23 protein-coding genes and 1 tRNA gene are annotated in these 24,722 nt (G+C 41.7%); all 24 read left to right on the forward strand.

The window, feature by feature from the left end:
• Window positions 1-458: 458 nt before the first annotated feature.
• The 24 genes from mraZ to gdhA all read left to right on the forward strand — a co-directional run bounded on the left by mraZ (window position 459) and on the right by gdhA (window position 24,628).
• A complete protein-coding gene (gene mraZ, locus G602_RS0123475; RefSeq protein ID WP_026661215.1) occupies window positions 459-899 on the forward strand; it encodes a division/cell wall cluster transcriptional repressor MraZ in 441 nt (146 codons plus the stop codon).
• Between the two features lie 183 nt (window positions 900-1,082).
• Window positions 1,083-2,024 carry a 16S rRNA (cytosine(1402)-N(4))-methyltransferase RsmH gene (rsmH, locus tag G602_RS0123480; protein ID WP_026661216.1) on the forward strand — a complete coding sequence of 314 codons (942 nt, stop codon included), beginning with the start codon at window positions 1,083-1,085 and terminating at the stop codon, window positions 2,022-2,024.
• Window positions 2,025-2,195: 171 nt separating this feature from the next.
• Complete coding sequence (locus tag G602_RS0123485) at window positions 2,196-2,636, forward strand: hypothetical protein (RefSeq protein ID WP_026661217.1); 441 nt, start codon at window positions 2,196-2,198, stop codon at window positions 2,634-2,636.
• Window positions 2,637-2,640: 4 nt separating this feature from the next.
• The gene (locus G602_RS28260; protein WP_044933505.1) at window positions 2,641-5,028 is read left to right on the forward strand and encodes a penicillin-binding transpeptidase domain-containing protein; all 2,388 of its coding nucleotides are present in this window, start codon (window positions 2,641-2,643) and stop codon (window positions 5,026-5,028) included.
• Between the two features lie 12 nt (window positions 5,029-5,040).
• Entirely contained in the window at window positions 5,041-6,411 is a 1,371-nt protein-coding gene (murD, locus tag G602_RS0123495; RefSeq protein ID WP_026661218.1) for a UDP-N-acetylmuramoyl-L-alanine--D-glutamate ligase, read from the forward strand.
• A 12-nt stretch (window positions 6,412-6,423) separates the two neighbouring features.
• Entirely contained in the window at window positions 6,424-7,638 is a 1,215-nt protein-coding gene (locus tag G602_RS0123500; RefSeq protein ID WP_330369252.1) for a putative peptidoglycan glycosyltransferase FtsW, read from the forward strand.
• 12 nt (window positions 7,639-7,650) lie between these two features.
• A complete protein-coding gene (locus tag G602_RS0123505) occupies window positions 7,651-8,448 on the forward strand; it encodes a cell division protein FtsQ/DivIB (RefSeq protein ID WP_026661220.1) in 798 nt (265 codons plus the stop codon).
• Between the two features lie 78 nt (window positions 8,449-8,526).
• Window positions 8,527-9,783 (forward strand): cell division protein FtsZ, encoded by a 1,257-nt coding sequence (gene ftsZ, locus G602_RS0123510; RefSeq protein WP_026661221.1) that lies wholly within the window; start codon window positions 8,527-8,529, stop codon window positions 9,781-9,783.
• A 178-nt stretch (window positions 9,784-9,961) separates the two neighbouring features.
• A complete protein-coding gene (gene nrdR / locus G602_RS28265) occupies window positions 9,962-10,477 on the forward strand; it encodes a transcriptional regulator NrdR (RefSeq protein ID WP_044933508.1) in 516 nt (171 codons plus the stop codon).
• A 77-nt stretch (window positions 10,478-10,554) separates the two neighbouring features.
• The gene (locus G602_RS0123520; RefSeq protein WP_049945451.1) at window positions 10,555-12,165 is read left to right on the forward strand and encodes an ABC transporter substrate-binding protein; all 1,611 of its coding nucleotides are present in this window, start codon (window positions 10,555-10,557) and stop codon (window positions 12,163-12,165) included.
• 22 nt (window positions 12,166-12,187) lie between these two features.
• Complete coding sequence (locus G602_RS0123525; RefSeq protein WP_026661223.1) at window positions 12,188-13,132, forward strand: ABC transporter permease; 945 nt, start codon at window positions 12,188-12,190, stop codon at window positions 13,130-13,132.
• Entirely contained in the window at window positions 13,132-13,965 is an 834-nt protein-coding gene (locus G602_RS0123530; protein WP_044933511.1) for an ABC transporter permease, read from the forward strand. The genes G602_RS0123525 and G602_RS0123530 overlap by 1 nt, the downstream gene beginning before the upstream one ends.
• 78 nt (window positions 13,966-14,043) lie before the next feature.
• Window positions 14,044-14,862: an ABC transporter ATP-binding protein gene (locus G602_RS28270; RefSeq protein ID WP_049945452.1), complete on the forward strand. Its 819-nt coding sequence runs from the start codon at window positions 14,044-14,046 to the stop codon at window positions 14,860-14,862.
• 3 nt (window positions 14,863-14,865) lie between these two features.
• Complete coding sequence (locus tag G602_RS0123540; protein WP_026661225.1) at window positions 14,866-15,618, forward strand: ABC transporter ATP-binding protein; 753 nt, start codon at window positions 14,866-14,868, stop codon at window positions 15,616-15,618.
• A gap of 134 nt (window positions 15,619-15,752) precedes the next feature.
• Window positions 15,753-16,034 carry a hypothetical protein gene (locus G602_RS0123545; protein ID WP_026661226.1) on the forward strand — a complete coding sequence of 94 codons (282 nt, stop codon included), beginning with the start codon at window positions 15,753-15,755 and terminating at the stop codon, window positions 16,032-16,034.
• Between the two features lie 136 nt (window positions 16,035-16,170).
• A complete protein-coding gene (locus G602_RS0123550) occupies window positions 16,171-16,680 on the forward strand; it encodes a YqeG family HAD IIIA-type phosphatase (RefSeq protein WP_026661227.1) in 510 nt (169 codons plus the stop codon).
• A gap of 42 nt (window positions 16,681-16,722) precedes the next feature.
• A complete protein-coding gene (gene aroE, locus G602_RS30755; protein ID WP_026661228.1) occupies window positions 16,723-18,111 on the forward strand; it encodes a shikimate dehydrogenase in 1,389 nt (462 codons plus the stop codon).
• Between the two features lie 48 nt (window positions 18,112-18,159).
• A complete protein-coding gene (locus G602_RS0123560) occupies window positions 18,160-18,600 on the forward strand; it encodes a type II 3-dehydroquinate dehydratase (protein ID WP_026661229.1) in 441 nt (146 codons plus the stop codon).
• 90 nt (window positions 18,601-18,690) lie between these two features.
• Window positions 18,691-19,248 (forward strand): elongation factor P, encoded by a 558-nt coding sequence (gene efp / locus G602_RS0123565; protein WP_026661230.1) that lies wholly within the window; start codon window positions 18,691-18,693, stop codon window positions 19,246-19,248.
• A 145-nt stretch (window positions 19,249-19,393) separates the two neighbouring features.
• Window positions 19,394-20,308: a DUF5688 family protein gene (locus G602_RS0123570; RefSeq protein WP_026661231.1), complete on the forward strand. Its 915-nt coding sequence runs from the start codon at window positions 19,394-19,396 to the stop codon at window positions 20,306-20,308.
• Window positions 20,309-20,339: 31 nt separating this feature from the next.
• Window positions 20,340-20,411: transfer RNA gene (locus G602_RS0123575), tRNA-Arg, on the forward strand.
• A gap of 28 nt (window positions 20,412-20,439) precedes the next feature.
• Window positions 20,440-21,942 carry an SH3 domain-containing protein gene (locus G602_RS0123580; protein WP_026661232.1) on the forward strand — a complete coding sequence of 501 codons (1,503 nt, stop codon included), beginning with the start codon at window positions 20,440-20,442 and terminating at the stop codon, window positions 21,940-21,942.
• 178 nt (window positions 21,943-22,120) lie between these two features.
• On the forward strand, window positions 22,121-23,101 hold the full coding sequence (locus tag G602_RS0123585) for a Gfo/Idh/MocA family protein (protein ID WP_026661233.1): 981 nt from the start codon (window positions 22,121-22,123) through the stop codon (window positions 23,099-23,101).
• 192 nt (window positions 23,102-23,293) lie between these two features.
• Window positions 23,294-24,628: an NADP-specific glutamate dehydrogenase gene (gene gdhA, locus G602_RS0123590; protein WP_026661234.1), complete on the forward strand. Its 1,335-nt coding sequence runs from the start codon at window positions 23,294-23,296 to the stop codon at window positions 24,626-24,628.
• The last annotated feature ends 94 nt before the right edge of the window (window positions 24,629-24,722 follow it).

The following is a 24,722-nucleotide window of genomic DNA, read 5'->3' on the forward strand; positions in this document are numbered from 1 at the left end:
AAAAAATAACTACCCTGAAAAATAGAAAATAAAGAGAAATCAGGGTACGAAGGAAAATATCTCCCCAGAAAATGTAGAAATGCAAAAATTCAGAAATCTCCCTAACCTCCAATCAGGACAATGAAGCCATTTAAACCAATCAAACCGAAGTAACAACATAGGCTCCCTGACTATTACAAGTTTATAAAAAAATCACAAATTTCCAAAAAAGACCTCAAAAGCAACATATGCCACTCAAAATAATCAGACCACAATATCTTGTATGGGCGAGCCTCCCACCGGACGGTGAGAGGCTTTTTTGCGCATGAAATCAGTCCATATGCCATTTCCGGGAGGTTGTTAAATGAAAAAAAATAGTATATTATACATATAGGTGGTAAAAAGTGTCACAAAGTGGTGGAAAGTGGTACAAATAAATTAACACACCAAAAAGCAACCACATAAACCGGTGAGAAACTATGGGAAAGGCGTACAAAGGCGAATACAGCCATTCAATCGATGCAAAAGGACGACTGATCATCCCGGCCAAGTTTCGCGAACTCTTGGGAGAGCAGTTTGTCGTAACGAAGGGCTTTGATGGATGTCTTTTTGCGTTTGACCAGGAAGGCTGGGATGCTTTTGAGGAGAAACTCAAAGCGCTGCCTATGGATATACCCGGTGCCAGACAGTTAGGAAGATTCTTTATGGCGGGAGCCGATGATGTTGAGCTTGATAAGCAGGGAAGAATTCTTCTGAAAGCAAACTGGCTTACGCATGCTTCTATTGAAAAAGATGCAATTGTCGCAGGTGTCGGCAACCGCGTTGAGATCTGGAGCAAGGAGAAATGGGAAGAAGCTACTGCCTTTGATGACATTGATAACATTGCAGCTAAAATGAGCGAATATGGATTAAGTATCTAAGCCATGCATTTCCGGAACAATCAACAGTCCGGATTGCTTGCAAGCCGGGATACTGATTGTTCCGGAAATATAGGGCGGATGCCCTCCAGCGAGGAATGCGAAGCATTTCGAGCCTGGAGCATGGCTTAGATAAGTACAGTAGTCCGGATTGCAGATAACGCAAATAATAAGGAAGCAACCAATATGGAATTCAAACACTACTCAGTACTTCTTAATGAGGTGATTGAAAATCTGAATATTGATCCTGACGGAATATACGTTGACGGAACATTGGGCGGGGCAGGACATTCAAGCCATATTGCGGCAAAGCTGTCTGATAAAGGAAGACTTATCGGAATTGATCAGGATGAAGATGCCATAAAGGCTGCTACAGAGCGACTTGAACCTTATAAGGACAGAGTTACCATTATTCGTGACAATTATGAAAACGCTGTAAGCAGAATAAAAGAGCTTGGAATAGAACATGTAAACGGAATACTTCTTGATCTTGGAGTTTCATCATTTCAGCTTGATAACGAGGAGAGAGGATTTACATACAGATTCGATACCCCGCTTGATATGAGGATGGACAGACGGCAGGAATTGACTGCCGGAACAATTGTCAATGAATTTTCCGAAATGGAAATCTTCCATATTATAAGAAATTACGGCGAAGACAAATTTGCCAAGAACATTGCTAAGCACATAGTTGCAAGGCGCAGTGAGAAGCCTATTGAAACAACCTTTGAATTAAACGAGATAATAAAGGCTGCAATACCTGCGAGGATGAGAGAAAAGGGAGGACATCCGTCGAAGAGAACCTTCCAGGCGCTGAGAATAGCCTGCAACAGAGAACTTGATGTTCTTGAAAATTCGCTGGACGGAATGATAGATTTTCTGGCTCCGGGTGGGAGAATATGTGTGATAACATTTCATTCTCTTGAGGACAGAATTGTAAAGAATAACTTCAGGAAAAATGAAAATCCCTGTACCTGTCCGCCAGAGATACCGATATGTGTCTGTGGCAAGAAATCAAAGGGAAAAGTGATAACAAGGAAGCCAATACTTCCGTCTGAAAAAGAACTGGAAGAAAACTCGAGAAGCGCTAGTGCAAAGCTTCGAGTGTTTGAAAAAATAAAAGAATGAAAGGACAAAGACTGCATAAAGAACAGGAAAATCAGGGCAGTCGGGGGGAGCTGACCGCGGATATTCAGTCATAAAACTGTCGTGGGGGCACTGATATTACTTTAGGCAAAACGCACAATTACATTCTGATTCAAATAATAAAATTGCCAAAGTAATAAAGAGGAACTGGTTATGGAAAAGAGATACGTATACGGAAATACTGCAAGAAAACTGAATGAACCCGGAAGACGGGAGGAAATGCCTCTTCATGTGCAAAAACGCGCACAGGCAAAAAGAAGAGCTCATCGTATGAGTTTTGGATATTTGTTATTTTTGTCACTTGCAGTTTTGGCTACAGGTATTATACTGACATGGTATATAACTCTTCAGGCAGATATAACAGCGAGCGTGAAACAGGTTTCAATTCTCGAGGCTCAGCTCAATACCCTGAAGCAGGACAATGACGAAGCTTATAACAAGGCTGTAAGCAGTCTTGATTTGGAGGAGATTAAACGCATAGCCATAGGAGAGTATGGCATGACTTATGCGACGGAGGGGCAGATCATAACATATTCCGATGGTGGCGGAAATGACTATGTAAGGCAGCTGGCTCCTATACCGGACGGAAATTGAAGTTATGAGAAAGAGAAAAAGTAAGGCACAAAAATTTACGATAGGAATGAAAAAAAAGCTGGCAGTGCTGTTTGTGATAGTACTGACAGCTTTTGTTGGTTTGAGTATCAGACTTATCCTTATAAACAGGGATAACGGCAAGGAATATGAAAAGCAGGTTCTGTCACAGCAAAAGTACGATTCCAGTACAATTCCCTACAGACGTGGGGAAATACTTGGTGCTAACGGGACTGTTCTTGCCTACAGTGAGAAGGTATACAACGTAATCCTAGATGCAAAGCTTGTTTTATCAGGTAAAGACAATAAATATCTGGATCCTACGGTGAATGCACTTGTACAGCAGTTTGCGTTTGATGAGGGTGAAATAAGAAATTATATATCCGAACATCCTGATTCACAGTATTACACACTTGCCAAGCAGCTGACCTATGATCAGATTAGTGATTTTCAGACTATGATAACACCGGGGAGCGAGACCTTTGATGAAAATGTTCAGGGTGTCTGGTTTGAGGAAAGCTACGTAAGAAAATACCCGAACGGTTCCATGGCATGTGATGTTATAGGATTTACAACAAGTGATAATAACGGAATCTTTGGACTTGAAGAGTATTACAATGACACACTTAGCGGAAGCAATGGCCGTACATATGGTTATATTGATGAGGATTCCAACTTAGAGAGAACGACAATTCCTGCAACCGACGGTAACAGCATAGTTACAACAATTGATGGCAACCTACAGAGTATAGTTGAGAAATATCTGCAGGAATTCAATGATACCTACAAGGATGCTTTTCGTGAGGGGAATGGCGCCAACAATATCGGATGCGTCATCATGAATGTTAACAATGGTGATGTCCTTGCAATGGCAAGCTATCCTAAGTTCGATTTGAATGATACTAAGAACACTGACAACCTTATCGGAATGCCCAGAGTGGATGAGAGAGGTTTGAAAATTGCAGGCGAGAGCATATATGACTCCGGCGTTTACATTACTCAGCAGATGATTGATGAGATGAGTGATGAGGAAAAAATGTGGAATCTCAACGCTCTTTGGAGAAATTTCTGTATTTCTGATACATACGAGCCCGGTTCAGTTGCAAAGCCTTTTACCGTAGCAACGGGATTGGAGTCCGGATGCATTACAGGCAACGAAGTTTATGACTGTACCGGATACATGGAGTTTGGTGGTCATAAAATATACTGCCATAACAAGTTTGGTGATGGCGCTGTATCAGTTGAGCGAGGAATCGAGATATCCTGTAACGTTGCCATGATGAAAATCGGACAGGTCATCGGTGCAGATACCTTTGCAAAGTTCCAGAAATCCTTTGGCTTTGGACTTAAAACCAATGTTGATCTTGCAGGAGAAGCAAGAACAGAAGGACTCACATACGCAGCACAGGATATGGGCTCATCAGAGCTTGCTACCGGAACCTTTGGCCAGGGCTTCAATGTGGATATGATCGAGATGATCACGGCATTCAGCTCTCTTGTGAATGGTGGAAAATACTACGAACCACATGTTGTCAGTAAGATTCTTAATTCTTCGGGTGCTACTGTAAAAAGTATTGAACCCAGAGTGCTCAGACAGACAATTTCAGAGTCTACATCTGAGAAGATTATTCAGTACTGTAATCAGGTTGTTGCCGGAGATGAAGGAACCGGTAAAACCGCAAGACCTGCAGGATATATGATTGGCGGAAAAACAGGTACAGCAGAGACTATACCGCGTAAAAACCGCCAGTATGTCGTATCCTTCATGGGATATGCTCCTGCTGATGACCCTCAGATAGCAATCTATGTTGTAGTAGACAGACCTAACGCAATGGATCAGGCGGACGCCAAGTTTGCAACCAGAGTTGTAAGAAAAGTGCTCACAGAAGCGCTGCCTTACCTCAATATTCCCATGACAGAACCTGTTACAGAGGAAGAACAGGCAGAGCTTGATGAACTCAGGGAAAAAGAAATAATGATGTCAGCTGCTCAGCAGAGTGAAGCCACAGTGGATGCAGACGGTAATCCGATAGAAACCGAAGGTGGAACACCGCTTCTTGATGAGGACGGTAATCCTGTACTGGATGAGGATGGTAATCCTGTTATGCAGGAAGCATCAGATGGTGATAATTCTGAAAATGCTGACGGTGAGAATGGCGAAAATTCTGAAAACAGCGAAGGAGACGAGGGTATTTGGGAGAAAATACCTGAGGATGAACTTTCGACAACAAATGATGAGAACAGTGAACCTGTCTGGAAGTCGTTTGAAATAGACGAAGAAACGGGGTATTATATTGACCCGGAAACAGGCGACCTGATAAATCCTGAGGATGGCCATTCAATTGGCGGAGATGGACTCCCGGACTACAATCCTCCGGAAGAAGATAACAATTAAAAAGGAATAAATATGAACGCAAAAGACATAATAAATAAAAAAGTACTGGTAATAGGAACCGGGATTTCCGGTATAGGAAGTGCCAGACTTCTTGGAAAAGTAGGCGCAAAGCCTGTGATTTTTGATGAAAATACAAAGGTGACGACAGAAACAGTAAAGGAAAAGCTGGGTGACTACGAAGGTGCGGAACCTGAGATTATAATAGGAGAACTGGCGGATGATGTCATTAAAGAACTTGTACTTGTTGTCCCGAGTCCCGCGGTGCCTCTTGATTCTCCTCTGATTATGCGTCTTAAGGAAGCAGGACTTCCAATCTGGAGTGAGATAGAGCTTGCTTTTAATTTTGCAAAGGGCCAGCTTGTTGCCATAACCGGCACCAATGGTAAAACAACCACAACCACGCTTGTCGGCGATATAATGAAGGCACATTTTTCATCAACCTATGTTGTTGGAAATATAGGATATTCATATGCAGAGAGAGCACTGGAGATGACTGATGACACGGTTTCAATAGGTGAGATCAGCAGCTTCCAGCTTGAAGCTGTAGAGAATTTTCATGCTAAAGTCTCAGCTATACTCAACATTACACCTGACCATCTTAACAGGCATCATACAATGGAATGCTATGCATCCATGAAGGAGAATATCACAAACAACCAGACGAAGGATGATACCTGTGTCCTCAATTATGATAACGAATACACCAGGGATTTTGCGGGGAGATGCCCTGCAAAGGTTGTACTCTTTTCATCAAAGGAAAAGCTTGAAGAGGGCTTCTATCTTGATGGTGAAGATATTATGCTCGGAGAAAACGGCGAGACCAGAAAGATAATGAACGTTCACGAGATGAACCTTGTGGGCACATGTAACTATGAAAATGTTATGGCTGCCATTGCTATGGGCATGGCTATGGGAGTTCCGCTTGATACAATCCTTTCTGTTGTAAGGTCCTTTAAGGCTGTGGAACATCGTATAGAGTTTGTTGCGACCAAGAATGGAGTTGATTACTACAATGATTCAAAGGGCACAAATCCTGATGCTGCAATACAGGGCATAAAGGCTATGTGCAAGCCTACGTATCTCATTGGAGGAGGCTATGATAAGGGCAGTGAATATGATGAGTGGATTGAAGCCTTCGATGGCAAGGTGAAAAAGCTTGTTCTCATCGGTGTTACAAAGGAAAAAATAGCAGAATGCGCAAAAAAACACGGTTTCAATGATTATGTTTTCATGGAAACTTATGAAGATGCGCTTAAGTTTTGTAGTGATAATGCAGTATCAGGCGAAGCGGTACTTTTATCGCCTGCTTGTGCGAGCTGGGATATGTTCCCCAGTTATGAAGTAAGAGGGAAAGAGTTTAAGGATTATGTAAATAGTCTGTAAGGGGGAGTGCTTATGGAAGCTGCAGGAATGGCAAGAACAGCCGGGTCAGCAAGAGCAGGGGGATATTCTGCCAGGGCTATGGACCGGGAGATTACGAAGAAAAGGGTGAAAAAGGATGCCTACGTTGACTACAGCATGGTATTCGTGGTGCTCTTTTTGCTGGTTTTCGGCCTTGTAATGCTATATTCTACAAGTTCATACGACGGGAGACTTAAGTGGGGGGATTCCGCTTATTATTTGAAGCATCAGCTTCTTCCTACGGCTCTTGGAATCGGACTTATGATATTTGTTTCAAGGATTCCGTACCATTTTTATAAAAAAGTTGCAACATTGGCGTATGTGCTCGCCATGGTTTTTATTCTGCTGGTAAAATCGCCTCTTGGATTAGAGGTCAACGGTGCAAGAAGATGGATAAAAATCCTTGGCATATCAATACAGCCAGCAGAGGCTGCGAAGCTTGCCATGATCATAGTTCTTGCGACCTTTATCAGTAAGCTTGGAAAGGGGATTATTAATCCCAAGGCGTTTTGGATAGTGCTTGGAATGCCTGTCCCTGTATGCCTGCTTGTGTGGCGTATAACGAAAAACTTAAGCTCTGCTATCATTATTTTCGGAATAGCTTTTCTTATGCTTTTTGTTGCAACACCCGGTTATAGAAGGTTTATTGCAATAGTAACATTTCTTGTAGCTGCTGCCGGAGGAATTGTGGCACTTATAGTAAAGGCGGGATATCACAGTGAGCTGAATTTCCGTTTTGCCCGTATCCTTGCGTGGCTTGATCCTGAGGCTTATGTTAATGATAAGGGATATCAGACGCTTCAGTCTTTGTATGCGATAGGTTCCGGAGGATTATTTGGTAAAGGCCTTGGAGAGAGCATGCAGAAGCTTGGATTTATTCCTGAGGCTCAAAATGACATGATCTTTTCAATTATCTGTGAAGAGCTTGGGATTGTCGGTGCTATTGCTGTAATGCTTATGTTCGTTATTCTCATTTACAGAATGATGATCATAGCGCAGAATGCACCTGATATGTATGGCGCACTCCTTGTTATCGGAGTTATGGCTCATATATCAATCCAGGTAATACTTAATATTGCCGTTGTGACCAATACAATTCCGAACACCGGTATTACCCTTCCGTTTATCAGCTATGGTGGAACAGCGATTCTTTTCCTGCTGACAGAGATTGGTATTGTATTTAATGTTGCAAGGCATATTGAAGTCTGAAGGTTTTACTAAATGGCAAAAAAACGTAGAAGAGTAATAAAAAAAAGAGTACAGGCTCCTCGAAAGACCTTTGGGGAGCTGTTTTTTCTTCATAAAAGCCTGTTTATTATTGGTGCTGTGCTGATTGTAATCCTGATAGGATTATTTTCGGCATTTTTGTATGTCTCCAAAAACTACACTATTACTAAAGTGTATGTGGAAGGAAATATTCATTACACTGATGAAGAAATAATGAACATGATAATGACGGATAATCTCAGCAAAAATTCTATTTATCTGTCGCTCAAATATAAAAATAAAGACATTACGGGTATATCATTTATTGAAAAAATGGATGTGGAGGTTCTTGATCCGCATACCGTAAGAATTAATGTCTATGAAAAGGCTGTCGCAGGTTATGTAAAATATCTTGACAGATACATATATTTTGACAGGAATGGGTACGTGGTAGAGACTTCAGAAGAACCTTCGGACGATGTTCCTCTTGTGCTCGGGCTGAATTTTGAGTATATTGTTCTTCATGAGAAGCTTCCTGTTGAGAATGAAGATGTGTTTGCGCAGATACTTGATATTACTCAACTGCTTAATAAATATGACCTGAATGCAGATAAAATCTTCTTTGACAGTAATTTTCATTTATATGTTTACTTTGAAAATGTAGAAGTTAGTCTTGGAACTAATGACAACATAGATGAAAAAGTGATACAATTACAATACATTTTGCCAGAACTCCAAGGAAAAAGCGGCATCCTGGATATGTCAGAATATGATGAGAATACTCAGAATATAACTTTTGAAGAAAAAAAATAATATTCTAGGTTGTAAATTGTATAAAATAATTATAAAATGGCTTGTAGGAGTTTTAGGTTATGAAGGAGGAGCACTATCTTGCTTGAACTTAAGTCAAATGAGGCTGAATCCGGCGCCAAGATTATTGTTGTTGGGGTAGGCGGCGCAGGTAATAATGCTGTAAATAGAATGGTAGAAGAAAGTATTTCCGGTGTAGAATTCATCGGAATTAATACGGATAAGCAGGCTTTGCAGCTTTGCAAGGCACCCAAGCTTTTGCAGATCGGCGAGAAGCTGACCAAGGGACTTGGTGCTGGAGCTAAGCCTGAAATCGGTCAGAAGGCCGCAGAGGAGAGTAAGGAAGAAATCACAGAAGCTCTCAAGGGCGCTGACATGGTTTTTGTTACCTGTGGAATGGGTGGCGGTACCGGTACCGGTGCGGCTCCTGTTGTTGCCGGTATTGCTAAGGATATGGGTATTCTTACGGTAGGTGTTGTTACAAAGCCTTTCGCGTTTGAAGCTCGTGTTCGTATGCAGAATGCACTTTCAGGTATCAATACCATCAAGAATAATGTGGATACTCTTATCGTTATTCCTAACGATAAGCTTTTACAGATAGTTGACAGACGTACAACTATGCCCGATGCTTTGAAGAAGGCTGATGAAGTCCTTCAGCAGGCAGTTCAGGGTATCACAGACCTTATCAATGTACCGGCAGTAATCAACCTTGACTTTGCTGATGTACAGACTGTAATGAAGGATAAGGGAATTGCTCATATCGGTATTGGATCCGGTAAGGGTGATGATAAAGCTGCTGACGCAGTCAAGATGGCTGTTGAGTCTCCTCTTCTTGAGACTAAGATTGACGGAGCTTCCAATGTTATCATCAATGTATCCGGTGATATCACACTTATGGATGCCTCAACTGCATCTGATTATATTAGAAATCTTGCAGGTGATGATGTTAATATCATCTTCGGTGCTATGTATGATGAGTCTATGTCTGATACATGTAACATTACTGTTATTGCTACAGGTATCGACGATAAGGCAAATGTTATGCCGGCCAGACCGGTATCCAAGCCTGTCAGTGCTCCTCAGCAGCCCACAGCTGCCCAGGTAACACCGAATGTGGCTCCTCAGCCGCACGTGCAGCAGATTCAGCCGCAGGTACAGCCTGTTGCTCCGGAACCGACAATTGACACACTTCGTCCGGTTCAGGCTGCTCAGCCGCAGAAGCCGGTTACACCTCAGCCGACAAGACCTACTACATCAGGTCTTAATCGTACACCTGAGGTAAGGAGTTCAGTAGAGGCTAAGAGCCTTAAGATTCCGGATTTCTTACAGAAAAAGTAAAATAATTACGATGTTTGAAAGCAGTCACTGCTATAGTGGCTGCTTTTTTCTATATTTTATGCGTGATTTTGCGATATTATTATGGAAAATTGCGATTAATAATGTTACAATAACTTGTGTGGGTAAAATGTCAAGACCCTAAATATAGGTGTGCATATTGCACAGAAAGGTTAATGTTATGAAGTGTCCTTTTTGCGGTAAAGACAACACTCGTGTAATTGATTCCAGACCTGCTGATGAAAACACCTCTATAAGGCGCAGACGTGTCTGCGATTCGTGCGGAAAGAGATTTACAACCTACGAGAAGGTTGAAACGATTCCGCTTATTGTTATCAAGAAGGATAACAATCGTGAACCCTACAATCGCGCTAAGATTGAAGCCGGTGTTCTCAGAGCATGTCATAAGAGACCTGTTAGTGCGGAACAGATTACCGCTATAGTTGACGCAGTGGAGACAGAAGTATTTAATCTTGAACAGAAGGAAATTCCAAGCAGAATCATTGGTGAGCTTTGCATGGAGAAGATGAAGAACCTGGATCCTGTTGCTTATGTAAGGTTTGCTTCTGTATATCGCGAATTCAAGGATGTTAATACCTTTATGGATGAACTTAAGATTGTCCTTGAGAAGGAAGAAGAGGGCGTTATTACCGACGCTACAGATAAAAGTACACCTTTGTTAAAAAGAGAACAATAATCATTGACATATGAGACTTCTTTACGTATAGTTTTATAGGCACCATAAAAACTACATACAGAAAGAAGGATTGTAACATGATGAAGAAAAGTATTGGAAGGAGAAGTCTTTCCTCTATTCTGGTTGTGTTAACGACACTGACTCTTACATTGAGCGGATGCTCAAGTAAAAAGGCAGAGGAGTCTACCCCGGATGTGACAAATGCGACCGAAACCGCTAGTTCAAGCGAGAACAGTGAAACGGAGACCGCAGACAGCACCGCAGGAGCAGATGATCTTTCTAAGATTACCATAGGTATTCCCCAGGATATCGACAGTATGGACCCGCACATGGCAAAAGCGGCGGGAACCAGAGAGATACTGTTTAATGTATTTGAGGGACTTGTAAAGCCTGATCAGGACGGTAATCTTCAGCCTGCTTTAGCCAGTGATTACACAATTTCTGAAGATGGAATGACATATACTTTCACACTCAGAGATGGAGTTAAGTTCCATGATGGAAGTTCGGTTACGGCAGAGGATGTTAAATATTCAATAGAGCGCAATGCCGGTACCGATGGAACAGATCCGTTGATATCGGCATTTTCTAATATCGATAAAGTCGAGATTCAGGATGACTCCACAATTGTACTGACACTTAAGGAAGCAAACACAGAATTTTTGGCTTACATGATTGTGGCTATTATTCCTGCTTCAAATGAGGATCCCGAAGGAAATCCTATCGGAACAGGTCCTTACAAGTTTGTATCACGTTCACCCCAGGAGAATGTAATACTTACAAAGTTTGATGAGTATTGGGGAGAGCCTGCATATATTCAGGACATCACACTCAAGATAGAGGCAAATGCTGATTCAGTTGTGATGGATCTTGAGGGTGGCTCAATCGATATGTATCCACGTATCACATCTGCACAGATGGCTCAGCTCTCAGACAAATTTGATGTCTACGAAGGAACAATGAATCTTGTTCAGGCACTTTATCTGAACAATGCAGAGAAGCCTTTTGATAATGAATTGGTGCGCCAGGCTCTTTGCTATGCAATTGATCCTCAGACTATCATGGATTTTGTATCAGATGGTAAGGGAACCGAGATCGGAAGCAGTATGTTCCCTTCATTTGGAAAATATTTTGATGCATCACTTAACGATACCTACAATCAGGATATCGATAAGGCAAAGGAACTTCTTGCAGAGGCAGGATATCCGAACGGATTTGATTTCACAATAACTGTTCCTTCAAACTACACACAGCATGTAGATACAGCACAGGTACTTGTTGAGCAGTTTAAGGAGATCGGTGTTAACGCTACTATCCAGGAGGTTGAGTGGAATTCATGGCTTGATGATGTTTATACTAATCGTAATTTCCAGTCAACCGTAATCGGTGTAGACGCATCAACACTTACAGCTTATGCGCTTCTTAGCAGATTCAGATCCGATGCACACAACAACTTCATCAACTTCAGTGACGCTGATTATGATGTTGCACTTGATGCAGCCATAAAAGCTACTGATGATGATGAGAAGACTAAGAACTACAAGGAATGTGAGAAGATTCTCTCAGAGAAGGCTGCAAATGTTTACATTCAGGATCTTCCCGAGTTCGTAGTACTTAACAAGAAATTTACAGGATATACATTCTATCCGCTTTATGCGCAGGATTTCGCAAAGATTAAGCCTGCTAACTAATTGAAATACGAGGAACACGCATATGAGATATATACTGAAAAAGGTTTTGAGCATGGTGCTTACTTTAATTGTTGTATCTTTGTGCGTGTTCCTTGCTTTTAGTTTAATACCCGGAGATCCGGTCACAAGAATGTTCGGCACAGAAGCTACGCCCGAACTTATAGCTCAGTACAGAGAGAAGATGGGCTTCAACGATCCCCTTCTCGTTAGATATTTTCGTTGGTTTACTTCATTCTTGCAGGGGGATATGGGAACTTCCTATGATTACAAGGTACCGGTTGCAGGTATGCTTGCAGAAAAAATCCCGATCACACTTACCCTTGCGGTAATGTCTTTTGTTATCATGGTTATTATTTCAATTCCGCTTGGAATATATACAGCAAAGTATGAAAATGGAATAATCGACCATATCATTTCGGTTATTAACCAGATCATAATGGCTATACCGCCATTTTTCTCAGGAATATTATTGACCTTCTTTTTTGGTGTTATTTTAAAGATTTTTACGCCTGGAGGTTTTGTATCATATACAAAGGATTTGCATGGATTTTTGAAATACCTGATTCTGCCGGCTTTTGCCATAGCCCTTCCAAAGGCTGCGATGGCAACAAAGCTCCTTCGAGGCTCTGTTATTGAGGAAGCGGGTAAGGATTATACGAGAACGGCCTATAGCAGAGGTAATACCACCAATGCAGTCCTTTATCTTCATGTTTTGAAAAATGCCATGATTCCCGTTATAACCTTTATGGGAATGGCTCTGGCAGACATGGTTGCAGGAAGTATAGTAATAGAGCAGGTTTTCGGTATTCCCGGAGTGAGCCGTATACTTCTTTCTTCTATAAATAACCGCGATTATCCGGTAGTTGAGGCCATTATTATGGGCATTGCAATAATGGTGCTTGTTATTAACCTTTTGGTTGATATTATCTACAGAATTATTGATCCCAGAATCGAGGTGGAGGAATGATGAAAAAATTCTTTTCGCTTTTTAAAAAGAATAAGGCCACCGGAGAAAGGAATACCTTTCTGCTGCTGGGAGCTATTATTACAGGACTTATGCTACTTATGGTAATTGTGGGACTTTTTTATACACCCTACAATCCTACTAAGATGGATGCATCCGCCAAGCTCCAGGGCATTTCCCTAAAACATATCATGGGTACCGATAACATGGGGCGCGATGTATTCAGCAGGGTTATGTACGGTAGCAGAATTACCGTTGCCATTGCTACATTTACAATTATTATAGGGGCCGGAATCGGAACTATAATCGGAGCACTTACCGGATATTTTGGCGGAATTGCTGATGAAATTACCATGAGAATAATTGATGCCATGCTTGCATTTCCAAGTATTCTGCTGTCGCTTGTATTCGTGAGTCTTTTTGGTACAGGCACTTATCAGGTTGCCATAGCCCTGGGAATATCATTCATTCCCAGCTTTGCCAGAATTGTAAGGGGAGAGTTCCTTAGATGTAAAAACATGGATTATGTAGAAGTTGCAAGACTTCAGGGGGTATCTGATATAAGAATCATTTTTGTTCACATACTGCCTAATACAGTAGGAGTTTTACTTTCTTCAGTGATGATTGGTTTTAACAATGCGGTTCTTGCGGAAGCGGGCCTTAGCTTTTTGGGAATAGGTGCTCAGCCTCCTCATGCAAGTCTTGGAAAAATGCTCTCTGATGCTCAGGGCTACCTTTTTAACAGACCCAGTTATGTAATCAGCATCGGTGTTGTCATTGTTTTGATGGTTTTGGGATTTTCCTTCCTTGGAGAAGGTATAAAGAGAATCAAGTAATAACTTAGTGGGTGCTTTCGAGTCTGGGGAGATGCTTTACAGAGGAGAACAAAACTTCACTATATAGGAAGGTAATCTATGGGAAATGTAATATTGGACGTTACCGATCTTCATATTGAATTTCATGATCATGACAGGCCTGAGACGGTAGTTGAGGACTTTGATCTCATGCTTGAAGAGGGTGAAATAGTAGGAATTGTAGGCGAATCCGGCTCCGGTAAGAGTATGAGTGCCCTTGCTATTGCAGGACTATTGAAGAGACATGCGCTTACAAAAAAAGGCCGAATAATGTTTGATGGAACAGATCTTCTTACCTGCGACAGAAAGACGCTCAGGTCCTATCAGGGAGATGAAATCTCCATGATTTTCCAGGAGCCCATGACATCACTTAATCCGGTGAAAAAGATTGGCTGGCAGGTAGAGGAATCCTTGAGAATCCATCATAAGGATTTGGATAAAAAAGAGAGAAAGCGCAGAGCGATAGAGATGCTGACAGCCGTTGGACTTGGCGATCTCGAGAGACCATATGAGAGGTATCCCCATGAATTATCCGGAGGGCAAAGACAGCGTGTAATGATTGCTGCTGCCATGATAGGAGAACCCAGAATACTTATAGCAGATGAACCTACAACCGCACTGGATGTGACGATTCAGGCACAGATTGTGGAGCTTTTGAGAAAAATGAACAGGGAAAAGGGAACAGCGATTATTTTTATATCCCATGACCTGTCACTTATCAGGCAGATTTGCAAGCGCGTAATTGTTATGCAAAAAGGCAATATTGTAGAGACGGGAAGTGTTGAGGAGATTTTTAAGAATCCCCAAATGAGCTACACAAGGAAACTGATTGCAGCAATCCCTCAGATTGATTTAGGCGATGATGATCTTAAAGGTTGATATATGGAACAGGAAAAGGTAATTCAGATAAAGGATCTGAAGGTTTATTATAAAAATCATAGAAAAAGCCCCTTTAGCAAAAAGAGAAAAAAACAGGTTTTAAAAGGGATTTCCCTCGATGTTTACGAGGGAGAAATTCTTGGAATAGCAGGTGAGTCCGGATGCGGAAAGTCTACTCTTGCCAAGGCTATTGTCGGTATGAACAAGGATATTGAAGGCGAGATATCAGTAAAATATACTGACACGCAGATGGTTTTTCAGGACCCCTATTCATCCCTTAATCCAAGTAAAAAAATAGGCTGGCTCCTGGAGGAACCGCTTAGAGTGGATAAGGAGAAAAACTGGACCCCAAAAGAGAGAAAAGATAAGGTTCTTGAAATAATGAAGGCAATAGGTCTTCCACAGGAATTGCTTGAAAGATATCCGTCACAGCTATCCGGAGGACAGAGGCAGAGAGTCAGTATAGGAGTTGCTCTTATGAGATCTCCTAAGGTGATTATTGCAGACGAACCTGTTTCAGCTCTGGATGTGACGATACAGGCCCAGATTCTTCAGCTTTTAAGGCAGCTTCACCAGGAATACGGGATAACTATTCTTTTTATATCCCATGATCTTCGAGTTATTTATCAGATTTGTGACCATGTTGCTATCATGAAGGAAGGAACAATCAGGGAATACGGGATTCCGCATGATGTCTACAGGAATCCACAGAGTGAATACACAAAGGAACTCCTCAGCGCAGCAGGGATACGGTAATATTAAACAAAAATTTCATTTAACCCTAAAGATTTTGAAACTATATACCGAAATACATTCATGAATGAAGCCAGATAATTGATTTGCCCTATGCTTTCGTGTAAAATGGTAGCGTATGAAGAGAGGAGGGGCATATGAGAATAGATAGCTTTGGCAATTCTTATATGAATGACAGGTATCAGGGGATTCGGTCTGCAGAGAGTCAGAATAGAGACAGTTCACTTTCGGGACTTGGAGATCTTGGCGGTATACAGTCCAGCGTAATGCAGAAGGCAGTTATGGATATGGAGAAGGATTCAGTTCTTCATGAGTATCAGTACTTCGTTGGAAGCAAGGTCATCAGCGGAGCAGAAAAACTGCAGAATGCGAAGGTTATATCCAGTGATGAGGACGGAGTTGTACTTCAGCTGGACTAAATAAGATTCAGCACTTATCGGACAGAAATTCATTTCTGTCCGTTTTTTCTTTTTATTGACTTATGTGAATGAACATTATCTTTTTTCATAAGTTAAGTGTGGCAGAAGGCTGCTCTAATATGGTATAGTTCTTTCTATGAGACATTTACTTTATCCGAGTGAGACCTCGGAATCAACTTATTTAATTCCATTTGAAAATTATTATGATGAAGGCTACAGAGGTATTATCTTTGATATTGATAATACACTTGTTCCTCATGGTGCACCTGCAGATAACAGAGCAATAGAGCTTTTTGATAAACTTCACGATATTGGCTTTAAGACTCTTCTGTTATCAAATAATAAGGAGCCCAGAGTTGCTCCCTTTGCTCAGGCAGTGGAGGCAGAGTACATCCATTTGGCCGGTAAGCCTATGCTTAAGGGTTATATGAAGGCAATGGAGAAAATGGGAACTACACCTGAAAATACGCTTTTTGTAGGTGATCAGATATTCACTGATGTCTGGGGAGCCAACAGAGTCGGGATGCATACTATCCTCGTTGGGCAGATTGATAAAAAGGAAGAGATACAGATTGTTCTGAAAAGGTATCTTGAGTCCATAGTATTATTTTTTTACCATAGACATATTAAAAAGCATAAGCGATAATACACAATAAAAATGCGCAATCCTGCGCTATGGGAGGCCGGTATGAAAAGAGAGGTAAAGGGGACGACAAGGGTTTGCGGACTCATTGGAAATCCGGTGCATCACACTCTGTCACCAGCGATACATAATACATTAAATGATATTACCGATACAGATATGGTCTATGTTCCTTTTGAAGTAAAGGGAGAAGATGTTGAGGCAGCTGTAAAAGGGGCTCTTGCACTTGATGTACTGGGGCTGAATGTTACAGTTCCGCATAAGAGTGCAGTTATTCCCTTTCTTGAGGAAATAGATCCTGTTGCAGAGAGAATAGGCGCTGTAAATACCCTGGTCAGAACTCAGGATGGAAATGGCTTCAGAGGATATAATACAGACTATTCCGGACTGAACAGGTCGCTGCGTGAGGCCGGTGTAGATATGCTTGGAAAACCTGTAGTAATTCTTGGAGCAGGCGGTGTCTCAAGACCGGCAGCTTTTCTTGCAGCCAGCGAAGGAGCAGCTGAGATTTTTGTTTTAAATCGCACCTTGGAAAAGGCTGAAAAGCTCTGCGAGGATGTGAACAGTTACATTGGAAAAGATGTTGCAAAGCCGATGGAGCTCGGTAAATATAAGGAACTTCCGGATGACAGGAAGTATATATGCCTCCAGATGACAATGGTTGGAATGTATCCAAATGCTGAGAATGCAGTAATTGAGGATCCTGATTTCTATAAAAAGGTGGAGATAGGCTTTGATGCGGTATACAGACCACTAAATACCAGATTTTTAAGGCTCTGCGAAGAAGCGGGTGCAAAGTGCATATCCGGTCTGAAAATGCTTCTTTATCAGGGAATTGATGCCTATGAAATGTGGAATGGTGTAAGAATAAAGGAATCTGTTTGCAGTAAGCTGTATGGCAAGCTCCTGGGTGAACTCATGGAGGGCAGAAGCATAGTTCTTACAGGCTTTATGGGAAGCGGTAAAAGCTCAGTTGCTGTAAGACTATGTGAGATACTTGGCTATGAGATGCTTGATTCGGATGCTGAGATAGAGCAGATGCAGTCAGCTACAATAAATACCATCTTCAAGGAACAGGGAGAGGGTGCTTTTCGTGATATGGAGACAGAGTTTGTTAAGGAACTCGCAGAGGAAAATAGAAAGCATATAATTCTTTCAGTTGGCGGAGGATTACCCATTAAGCCTGAAAATCGTGAATACCTTAAGAAAATAGGAACGGTGGTGTTTTTAAAAGCTAAACCCGATACTGTTTACGCGAGAGTAAAGGGTGATAAATCGAGACCACTTCTTAAAGCGGATGACGTACTGGGAAAAATAAAAGAGCTTCAGGAAGCGCGCAGAGATGTTTACAAGGCGGCCTGCGATCTTGAGATTGATACGGATGATAAGACCATAGATCAGGTCGCAAACGAGATAATAGAGCTTATGCTGTGAGATAGTTTATGATGAATAATAAATTGTTTATTTTGAACGGAGCTTACCATGAAAATACTTGTCATTAACGGACCAAATTTAAATTTCCTTGGCATCAGGGAAAAAAGCATCTACGGAAAAGAAGACTATAATTACTTACTGCAGATGATAGAGGATAAGGCAAAGCTTACAGCCTGCGAAATAACAACATGGCAGTCAAATCACGAAGGCGCTATCATTGATAAGCTTCAGGAATGCTATTTTGATGGAACAGAAGCTATAGTAATAAATCCGGGGGCTTATACACATTACAGCTATGCCATCCATGATGCTCTTAAAAGCCTTGAAAATATCATCAAGGTTGAGGTACACATCTCCAATATTAAGGAGCGGGAAGATTTCAGGGCAAATTCAGTTACTGCACCTGCCTGTGATAAGCAGATATACGGACATGGGCTTAACGGATATCTCGAAGCAATAGATTATTGCATAGAAACGCCTAAGAAATGAAAGATTCTCTCAAAAAAAGGTGTTGAAAAAAATTGAACATTAGTATAATATTAGGTAGTTGTTTGATTTGTATATATTAGGAGGATTTTTATGATTTCTGCAAGTGATTTCAGAAACGGTATGACCATCGAAATCGATGGCAATGTATGTCAGATAGTAGAATTCCAGCATGTTAAACCCGGTAAGGGCGCAGCATTTGTAAGAACAAAGCTCAAGGACATTATCAATGGTGGTGTTAAGGAGACAACTTTCCGTCCCACAGAGAAGTTCCCTGCAGCTCGTATTGATCGTAAGGATATGCAGTATCTTTATGCTGATGGTGATCTTTACAACTTCATGGACAACGAGTCATATGAGCAGATTTCTCTTACAAAGGATCAGGTTGGCGATTCTATGAAGTACGTTAAGGAGAACGAGACAGTTCAGATCAACTCTTACAATGGTAATGTCTTTGCTGTAGAGCCTCCGCTTTTCGTAGAGCTCGCTATTTCTGAGACAGAGCCCGGCTTCAAGGGTGATACAGCTACAGGTGCTACTAAGCCCGCTACTGTTGAGACAGGTGCTGTTGTTCAGGTTCCGCTTTTCGTTAACGAAGGCGACGTGATCAAGATTGACACAAGATCAGGAGAATACCTCTCCAGAGTTTAATTACCGTTTTTCTGAAAATTGTATTTATAGACTTGTAAGGCAATGAAAGTAATTTAAAAGCTTTCGTTGCCTTTTTTGTGTGTTAAGCAATTTTTTATTTGCCTTTGCTTCACACATGCAGCTACAATTTAAGGAGATAAACATAATGAATAATGAAAAGTTTTATAATGACGTAATGGAAAAGGTTAAAGAACACTATGGTGAAAAGGCGAATGTCTTTTTGTCAGATGTTACAAAGAATAACGGACTTATGAAAAAGGGCCTTTGTGTGAGGATAAACGGAAGTAACTGCGGCCCTACAATATACCTTAATGATTTCTATGAGGATTTTAGAAAAGGAAAAAGCCTTGATCTGATTATGGATGACATAATTAAACTGTTCGAGGAATATGCAGTGGATGGAAAGGTGGACCTTTCTTTTGTTTCGGATTTTAATGCCATTTATAATAAGATATGTTTCAGACTTGTGGATAGTGTAAGAAATGAAGAAAAGCTTAGAAATATGCCATACAGACTGATTGAGGATCTGGCTGTAACATATTACATAGCACTTGAGACCCTTGGAATAGAGGGGAGCATTGCTATAAATGATAAGCTTATGAGCGTTTGGGAGGTAACCGAGGAGGATTTGTTTGAGGCAGCAATTGACAATACTCCGAGATTTCTGCCTGCAGAGATTATCCCCATGGGAGAATTTCTTGGAGAAAGGACCGGGAGACCGGAATTGGCAGTTGTTTTCCCAAAAGACGATTTTCTTGTTGCGAGCAATGAGAAGTATTTTGGAGGCGCGACTGTAATATTGTACCCTGGTCTTCTTGGTGAGGTTGGTGACAGAATCGGAAATGATTTTTATATTATTCCGTCTTCAAGGCATGAAGTAATACTTATTTCTGAGACTGCTGTCAAAAATGGAGCGTTTAACTTAAAAGATATGGTAAAATGTGTTAATGATACTTGTGTTCTGCCTGAGGATGTATTATCAGACAATCTGTATTACTATGACAGAAGCGGTGATAATATAAAAAAGGTTGAATATGTCGAAGATACTATGGTATTATAGTCGGGTACGTAATAAATCTGTAACAATTTGTGCACCCGTAGTCTAATGGATAGAACGGAGGCCTCCGACGCCTTTAATGCAGGTTCGATTCCTGTCGGGTGCATCATCTGTTACAGGAAGGAAATATATCTATGAATTTTAAAGGAATGAATTTTAACAAAAAGAATACAAAACCGGAAAACCCGTTTGCCGCACAGGATAAAAGAAATTTTTGGGAGTTTATTTCAGACAATAAGAAACTTGTAATGCCTATAGTTCTGGTGGTTGCGGTCGGACTTACCATAGTAATAGCGCTTAGCGCAAATAACAGAACTGTTCCAGCTTCGACTGATAATGATCAGGTGACGGTAGATGATAACGGAAGCTATGTAGTACCTGAAGTTGATCTTGAGAAGAATGCATATGAAGATGTAAATGAGCTTATGCGTACATATTTTAATGCGTATGCTTCAGGAGATATGGATACTATCAAGACTATTTATACAGGCCTTGAAGCAACAGAAGAGCTTAGACTTAAGGAAGTATCACAGTATATCAATGATATTCCTACAGTTGATGTTTATACTAAGCCCGGACCGGTAGACGGAAGCTACGTTGCTTATGTGTACACAGAGGTTCTTTTCGGCGGTTATGATACACCTCTTCCGGGCATGCAGACAATGTATGTCTGTACAGATGAGAATGGTAAGCTTTATATCAATGGTGATGTTGTCGATGATAAGATTACCGAATATATCAGTAATATTTCACTTCAGGCAGATGTTGTTGATCTGAACAACACAGTTGCCGCTAAGTATAACGATATTATCGCAGGTAACGAGGGACTGGCGCAGTTTCTGTCCGATATGAGTGCCAGCATTCAGGTATCGGTCGGAGAGGCTCTTGCAGCCATCGAATCCGGAGATACTGTTGCAGCTGAGGCTCCTGCAGAGGGCGAGAATGCTGAGGCCACTGCCGAGGGGGCAGCTGAGAATACTGAGGGGCAGCCTGCGGAGGCGACAGAGGGCGAGAATACGGAACAGCCTGCAGAGCAGACTGAAGAACCTGCTCAGCCCACAACAAAGAAGATAAGGGCAACAGATGTAGTTAATATTAGAAGCTCTGATTCAGAGACAGCTGATAAGATTGGTAAGACTGAGATGGGTCAGGAATTTGTTCAGCTGGAAGCTCTTGAGAACGGATGGAGCAAGATTGAGTATAACGATGGAACCGCTTATGTAAAGACTGAGTTCTTTGAAGAGGTTACTGAAGATCAGGCTAATGCCGGAAACGAGACTACTGAGGAGACTACAGAAGAAACAGCTGAAAATACCACTGAGAATACTACAGAAGAAACAGCTGAAAATACCACTGAGAATACTACAGAGGAGACAGCTGAGAATAATACTACAGAAGAGACCACTACTGAGGAAACAGCCAATAACGGTGGTGTGAGCATCTATGATAAGGGTAAGATGCAGGTTTCCGAGGCTGTTAAGCTTCGTAAGGGACAGAGTACCGATACAGAGGCTATCACCACTATATATGCAAACGACATTATAGATGTTAAGGAACAGTACGCAAGTGGCTGGGCTAAGGTTGAGTATAACGGCAAGACCGGATATATAAAGTCCGAATTCCTTAAAAAAGAGTAAATATATGATATAATAAGCGCGTGACACTCAGTGTCACGCGCTTATTTGCGTTACTGTAGATTTTGTCTATGTAACAGTATATTGTTAAGCTATATTATGGAGAAATAAATAAAATAAAGCCTTCCCCTTGGGGGGAAGGTGCCCCGAAGGGGCGGATGAGGGGAGGCGAGGAATCATTATGTTTAATAAGAAAAAAGTCGGAATAATAGGAACAGGAGACATCGCCAGAATGATGGCAACAACTCTTGCTGGAATGAGAGGAACTACCTGCTACGCTGTAGCCTCCAGAACCAGGGAGAAGGCTGAGGCTTTTGCCAAAGAATTCAAGATAAAGAATTTTTACGGCTCCTATGAAGAGCTCTGCCAGGATCCTAAGATTGATCTCATATATGTGGCAACACCACATTCAGCGCATTATGAAAATGTAAAGCTTGCGCTTGAAAACGGCAAGAATGTTCTTTGTGAGAAGGCATTTACTCTTAATGAGGCACAGGCTAAGGAACTATTTGACCTTGCGGCAGAAAAGGACCTGCTCCTTACAGAAGCGATGTGGACAAGGTATGTACCACTTGCAGGCAAGCTTAAGGAAATCATTTCCAGCAATATAATAGGTGAGATATCTATGGTAATGGCTGACCTTAGCTATAATATCGGATGGAAACAGAGAATACAGGATCCGTTACTTGGTGGAGGGGCGCTTCTGGATTTAGGCGTATATGGTCTGAATTTTGTTTCGCTGGTACTTGGAGAGGATATTACAGACATTCAGAGCTCTGCGGTACTTAATGACCGGGGAATGGATATACAGGACGTTATCACCCTTAAATTCAGAAGTGATCAGATGGCTGTAGTAACCTGCTCTGCAACTTCCTTTGGACCATGTAAGGGCATTATATATGGTGCTAATGGCCATATAGAGGTACAGGACATCAATAACTTCTCGAGCATAACCGTTTACAACAACGCAGGTGAGAAGATAGGCTTCTATAAAAAGGAAAAGCAGATAACAGGATATGAGTATGAAGTTCAGGCAGCTTTTGATGCGCTCGATGAGGGGTGGAAGGAATGCCCTGCAATGCCGCACGCTTTGACGCTTAAAATCATGAATGAGATGGATTATATCCGTAAACAGACAGGTGTTGTTTTTCCTCAATTATAATATTTATCAATTTAAAGCAATAAAGTGCTTGACGATTTTTCTTCTCTGTGGAATAATACTTGTCAGACAGTGGTGTCTACGCAAGGGAGCGTAAAGACCTTTAAAGCTTTACGCTCTTTTTTTGTACACTTTTAGAGTAGGGCTTAGGTTTGAAACGCCCAAAAACAATTTATCTTTAGGAGGAACAAAAAAATGTCATACGTTGATGAAGTCTACAATTATGTTGTTGAGAAGAATCCCGCACAGCCGGAATTCCATCAGGCTGTAAAGGAAGTACTTGATTCCCTGAGAGTCGTTATCGATGCTCACGAAGACGAGTACAGAAAGGATGCACTCCTTGAGAGACTTTGCACTCCCGAGAGACAGATTCTTTTCAGAGTACCGTGGGTTGATGACAAGGGACAGGTTCAGGTTAACAACGGTTTCCGTATCCAGTTCAACTCAGCAATCGGACCTTACAAGGGAGGACTTCGTTTCCATCCTTCAGTAAACCTTGGTATCATCAAGTTCCTTGGTTTCGAGCAGATCTTCAAGAATTCACTTACAGGCCTTCCGATCGGCGGTGGTAAGGGTGGTTCTGATTTTGATCCTAAGGGCAAGTCAGACAGAGAGATCATGGCATTCTGCCAGAGCTTCATGACAGAGCTTTTCAGACACATTGGTGCAGATACAGACGTTCCTGCCGGTGATATCGGTGTTGGCGGACGTGAGATTGGATATATGTACGGTCAGTACAAGAGAATCCGTGATACATATGAGGGAGTTCTTACAGGTAAGGGACTTACTTATGGCGGATCACTTGCTCGTACACAGGCTACAGGTTATGGACTTCTTTACCTTACAGAGGAGCTTCTTAAGTGCAACGGCTCTGATATCAGTGGTAAGACAGTAGTTGTTTCAGGTGCTGGTAACGTTGCTATCTATGCTATCGAGAAGGCACAGCAGCTCGGTGCTAAGGTTGTTACATGTTCTGATTCTACAGGTTGGATCTATGATCCCGAAGGAATCGATGTTGAGCTTCTTAAGGAAGTTAAGGAAGTTAAGAGAGCACGCCTTACAGAGTACGCTGATGCAAGAAAGTCAGCTGAGTACCACGAGGGCAGAGGCGTATGGAGCATCAAGTGTGATGTTGCTCTTCCTTGCGCAACTCAGAACGAGCTTCTTCTTGAGGATGCTAAGCAGCTTGTTGCTAATGGATGTATCGCTGTATGTGAAGGTGCTAACATGCCTACAACAATCGAGGCTACAGAGTACTTACAGCAGAACAAGGTTATGTTCGTAGGTGGTAAGGCTGCAAACGCAGGTGGTGTTGCTACATCAGCTCTTGAGATGAGCCAGAACTCTGAGAGACTTAGCTGGACCTTCGAAGAGGTTGATGCAAAGCTTAAGAGAATCATGGTTGACATCTATCACAACATCGATGATGCTGCTAAGAAATATGGCCAGGAAGGCAACTATGTTGCAGGTGCTAACATCGCAGGCTTCCTTAAGGTTGCTGAGGCTATGAAGGCTCAGGGTATTGTATAAAAAAATGCCTTCCCTAGCCTTCCACCTTTGGTGGAAGGTGGCACGAAGTGCCGGATGAGGGGAGTATCAAAAATCATCGCATGGTTGCGAAACT

Origin of the sequence: Butyrivibrio sp. AC2005 (genome assembly GCF_000424145.1) — a bacterium.
Classification (GTDB): domain Bacteria; phylum Bacillota; class Clostridia; order Lachnospirales; family Lachnospiraceae; genus Butyrivibrio.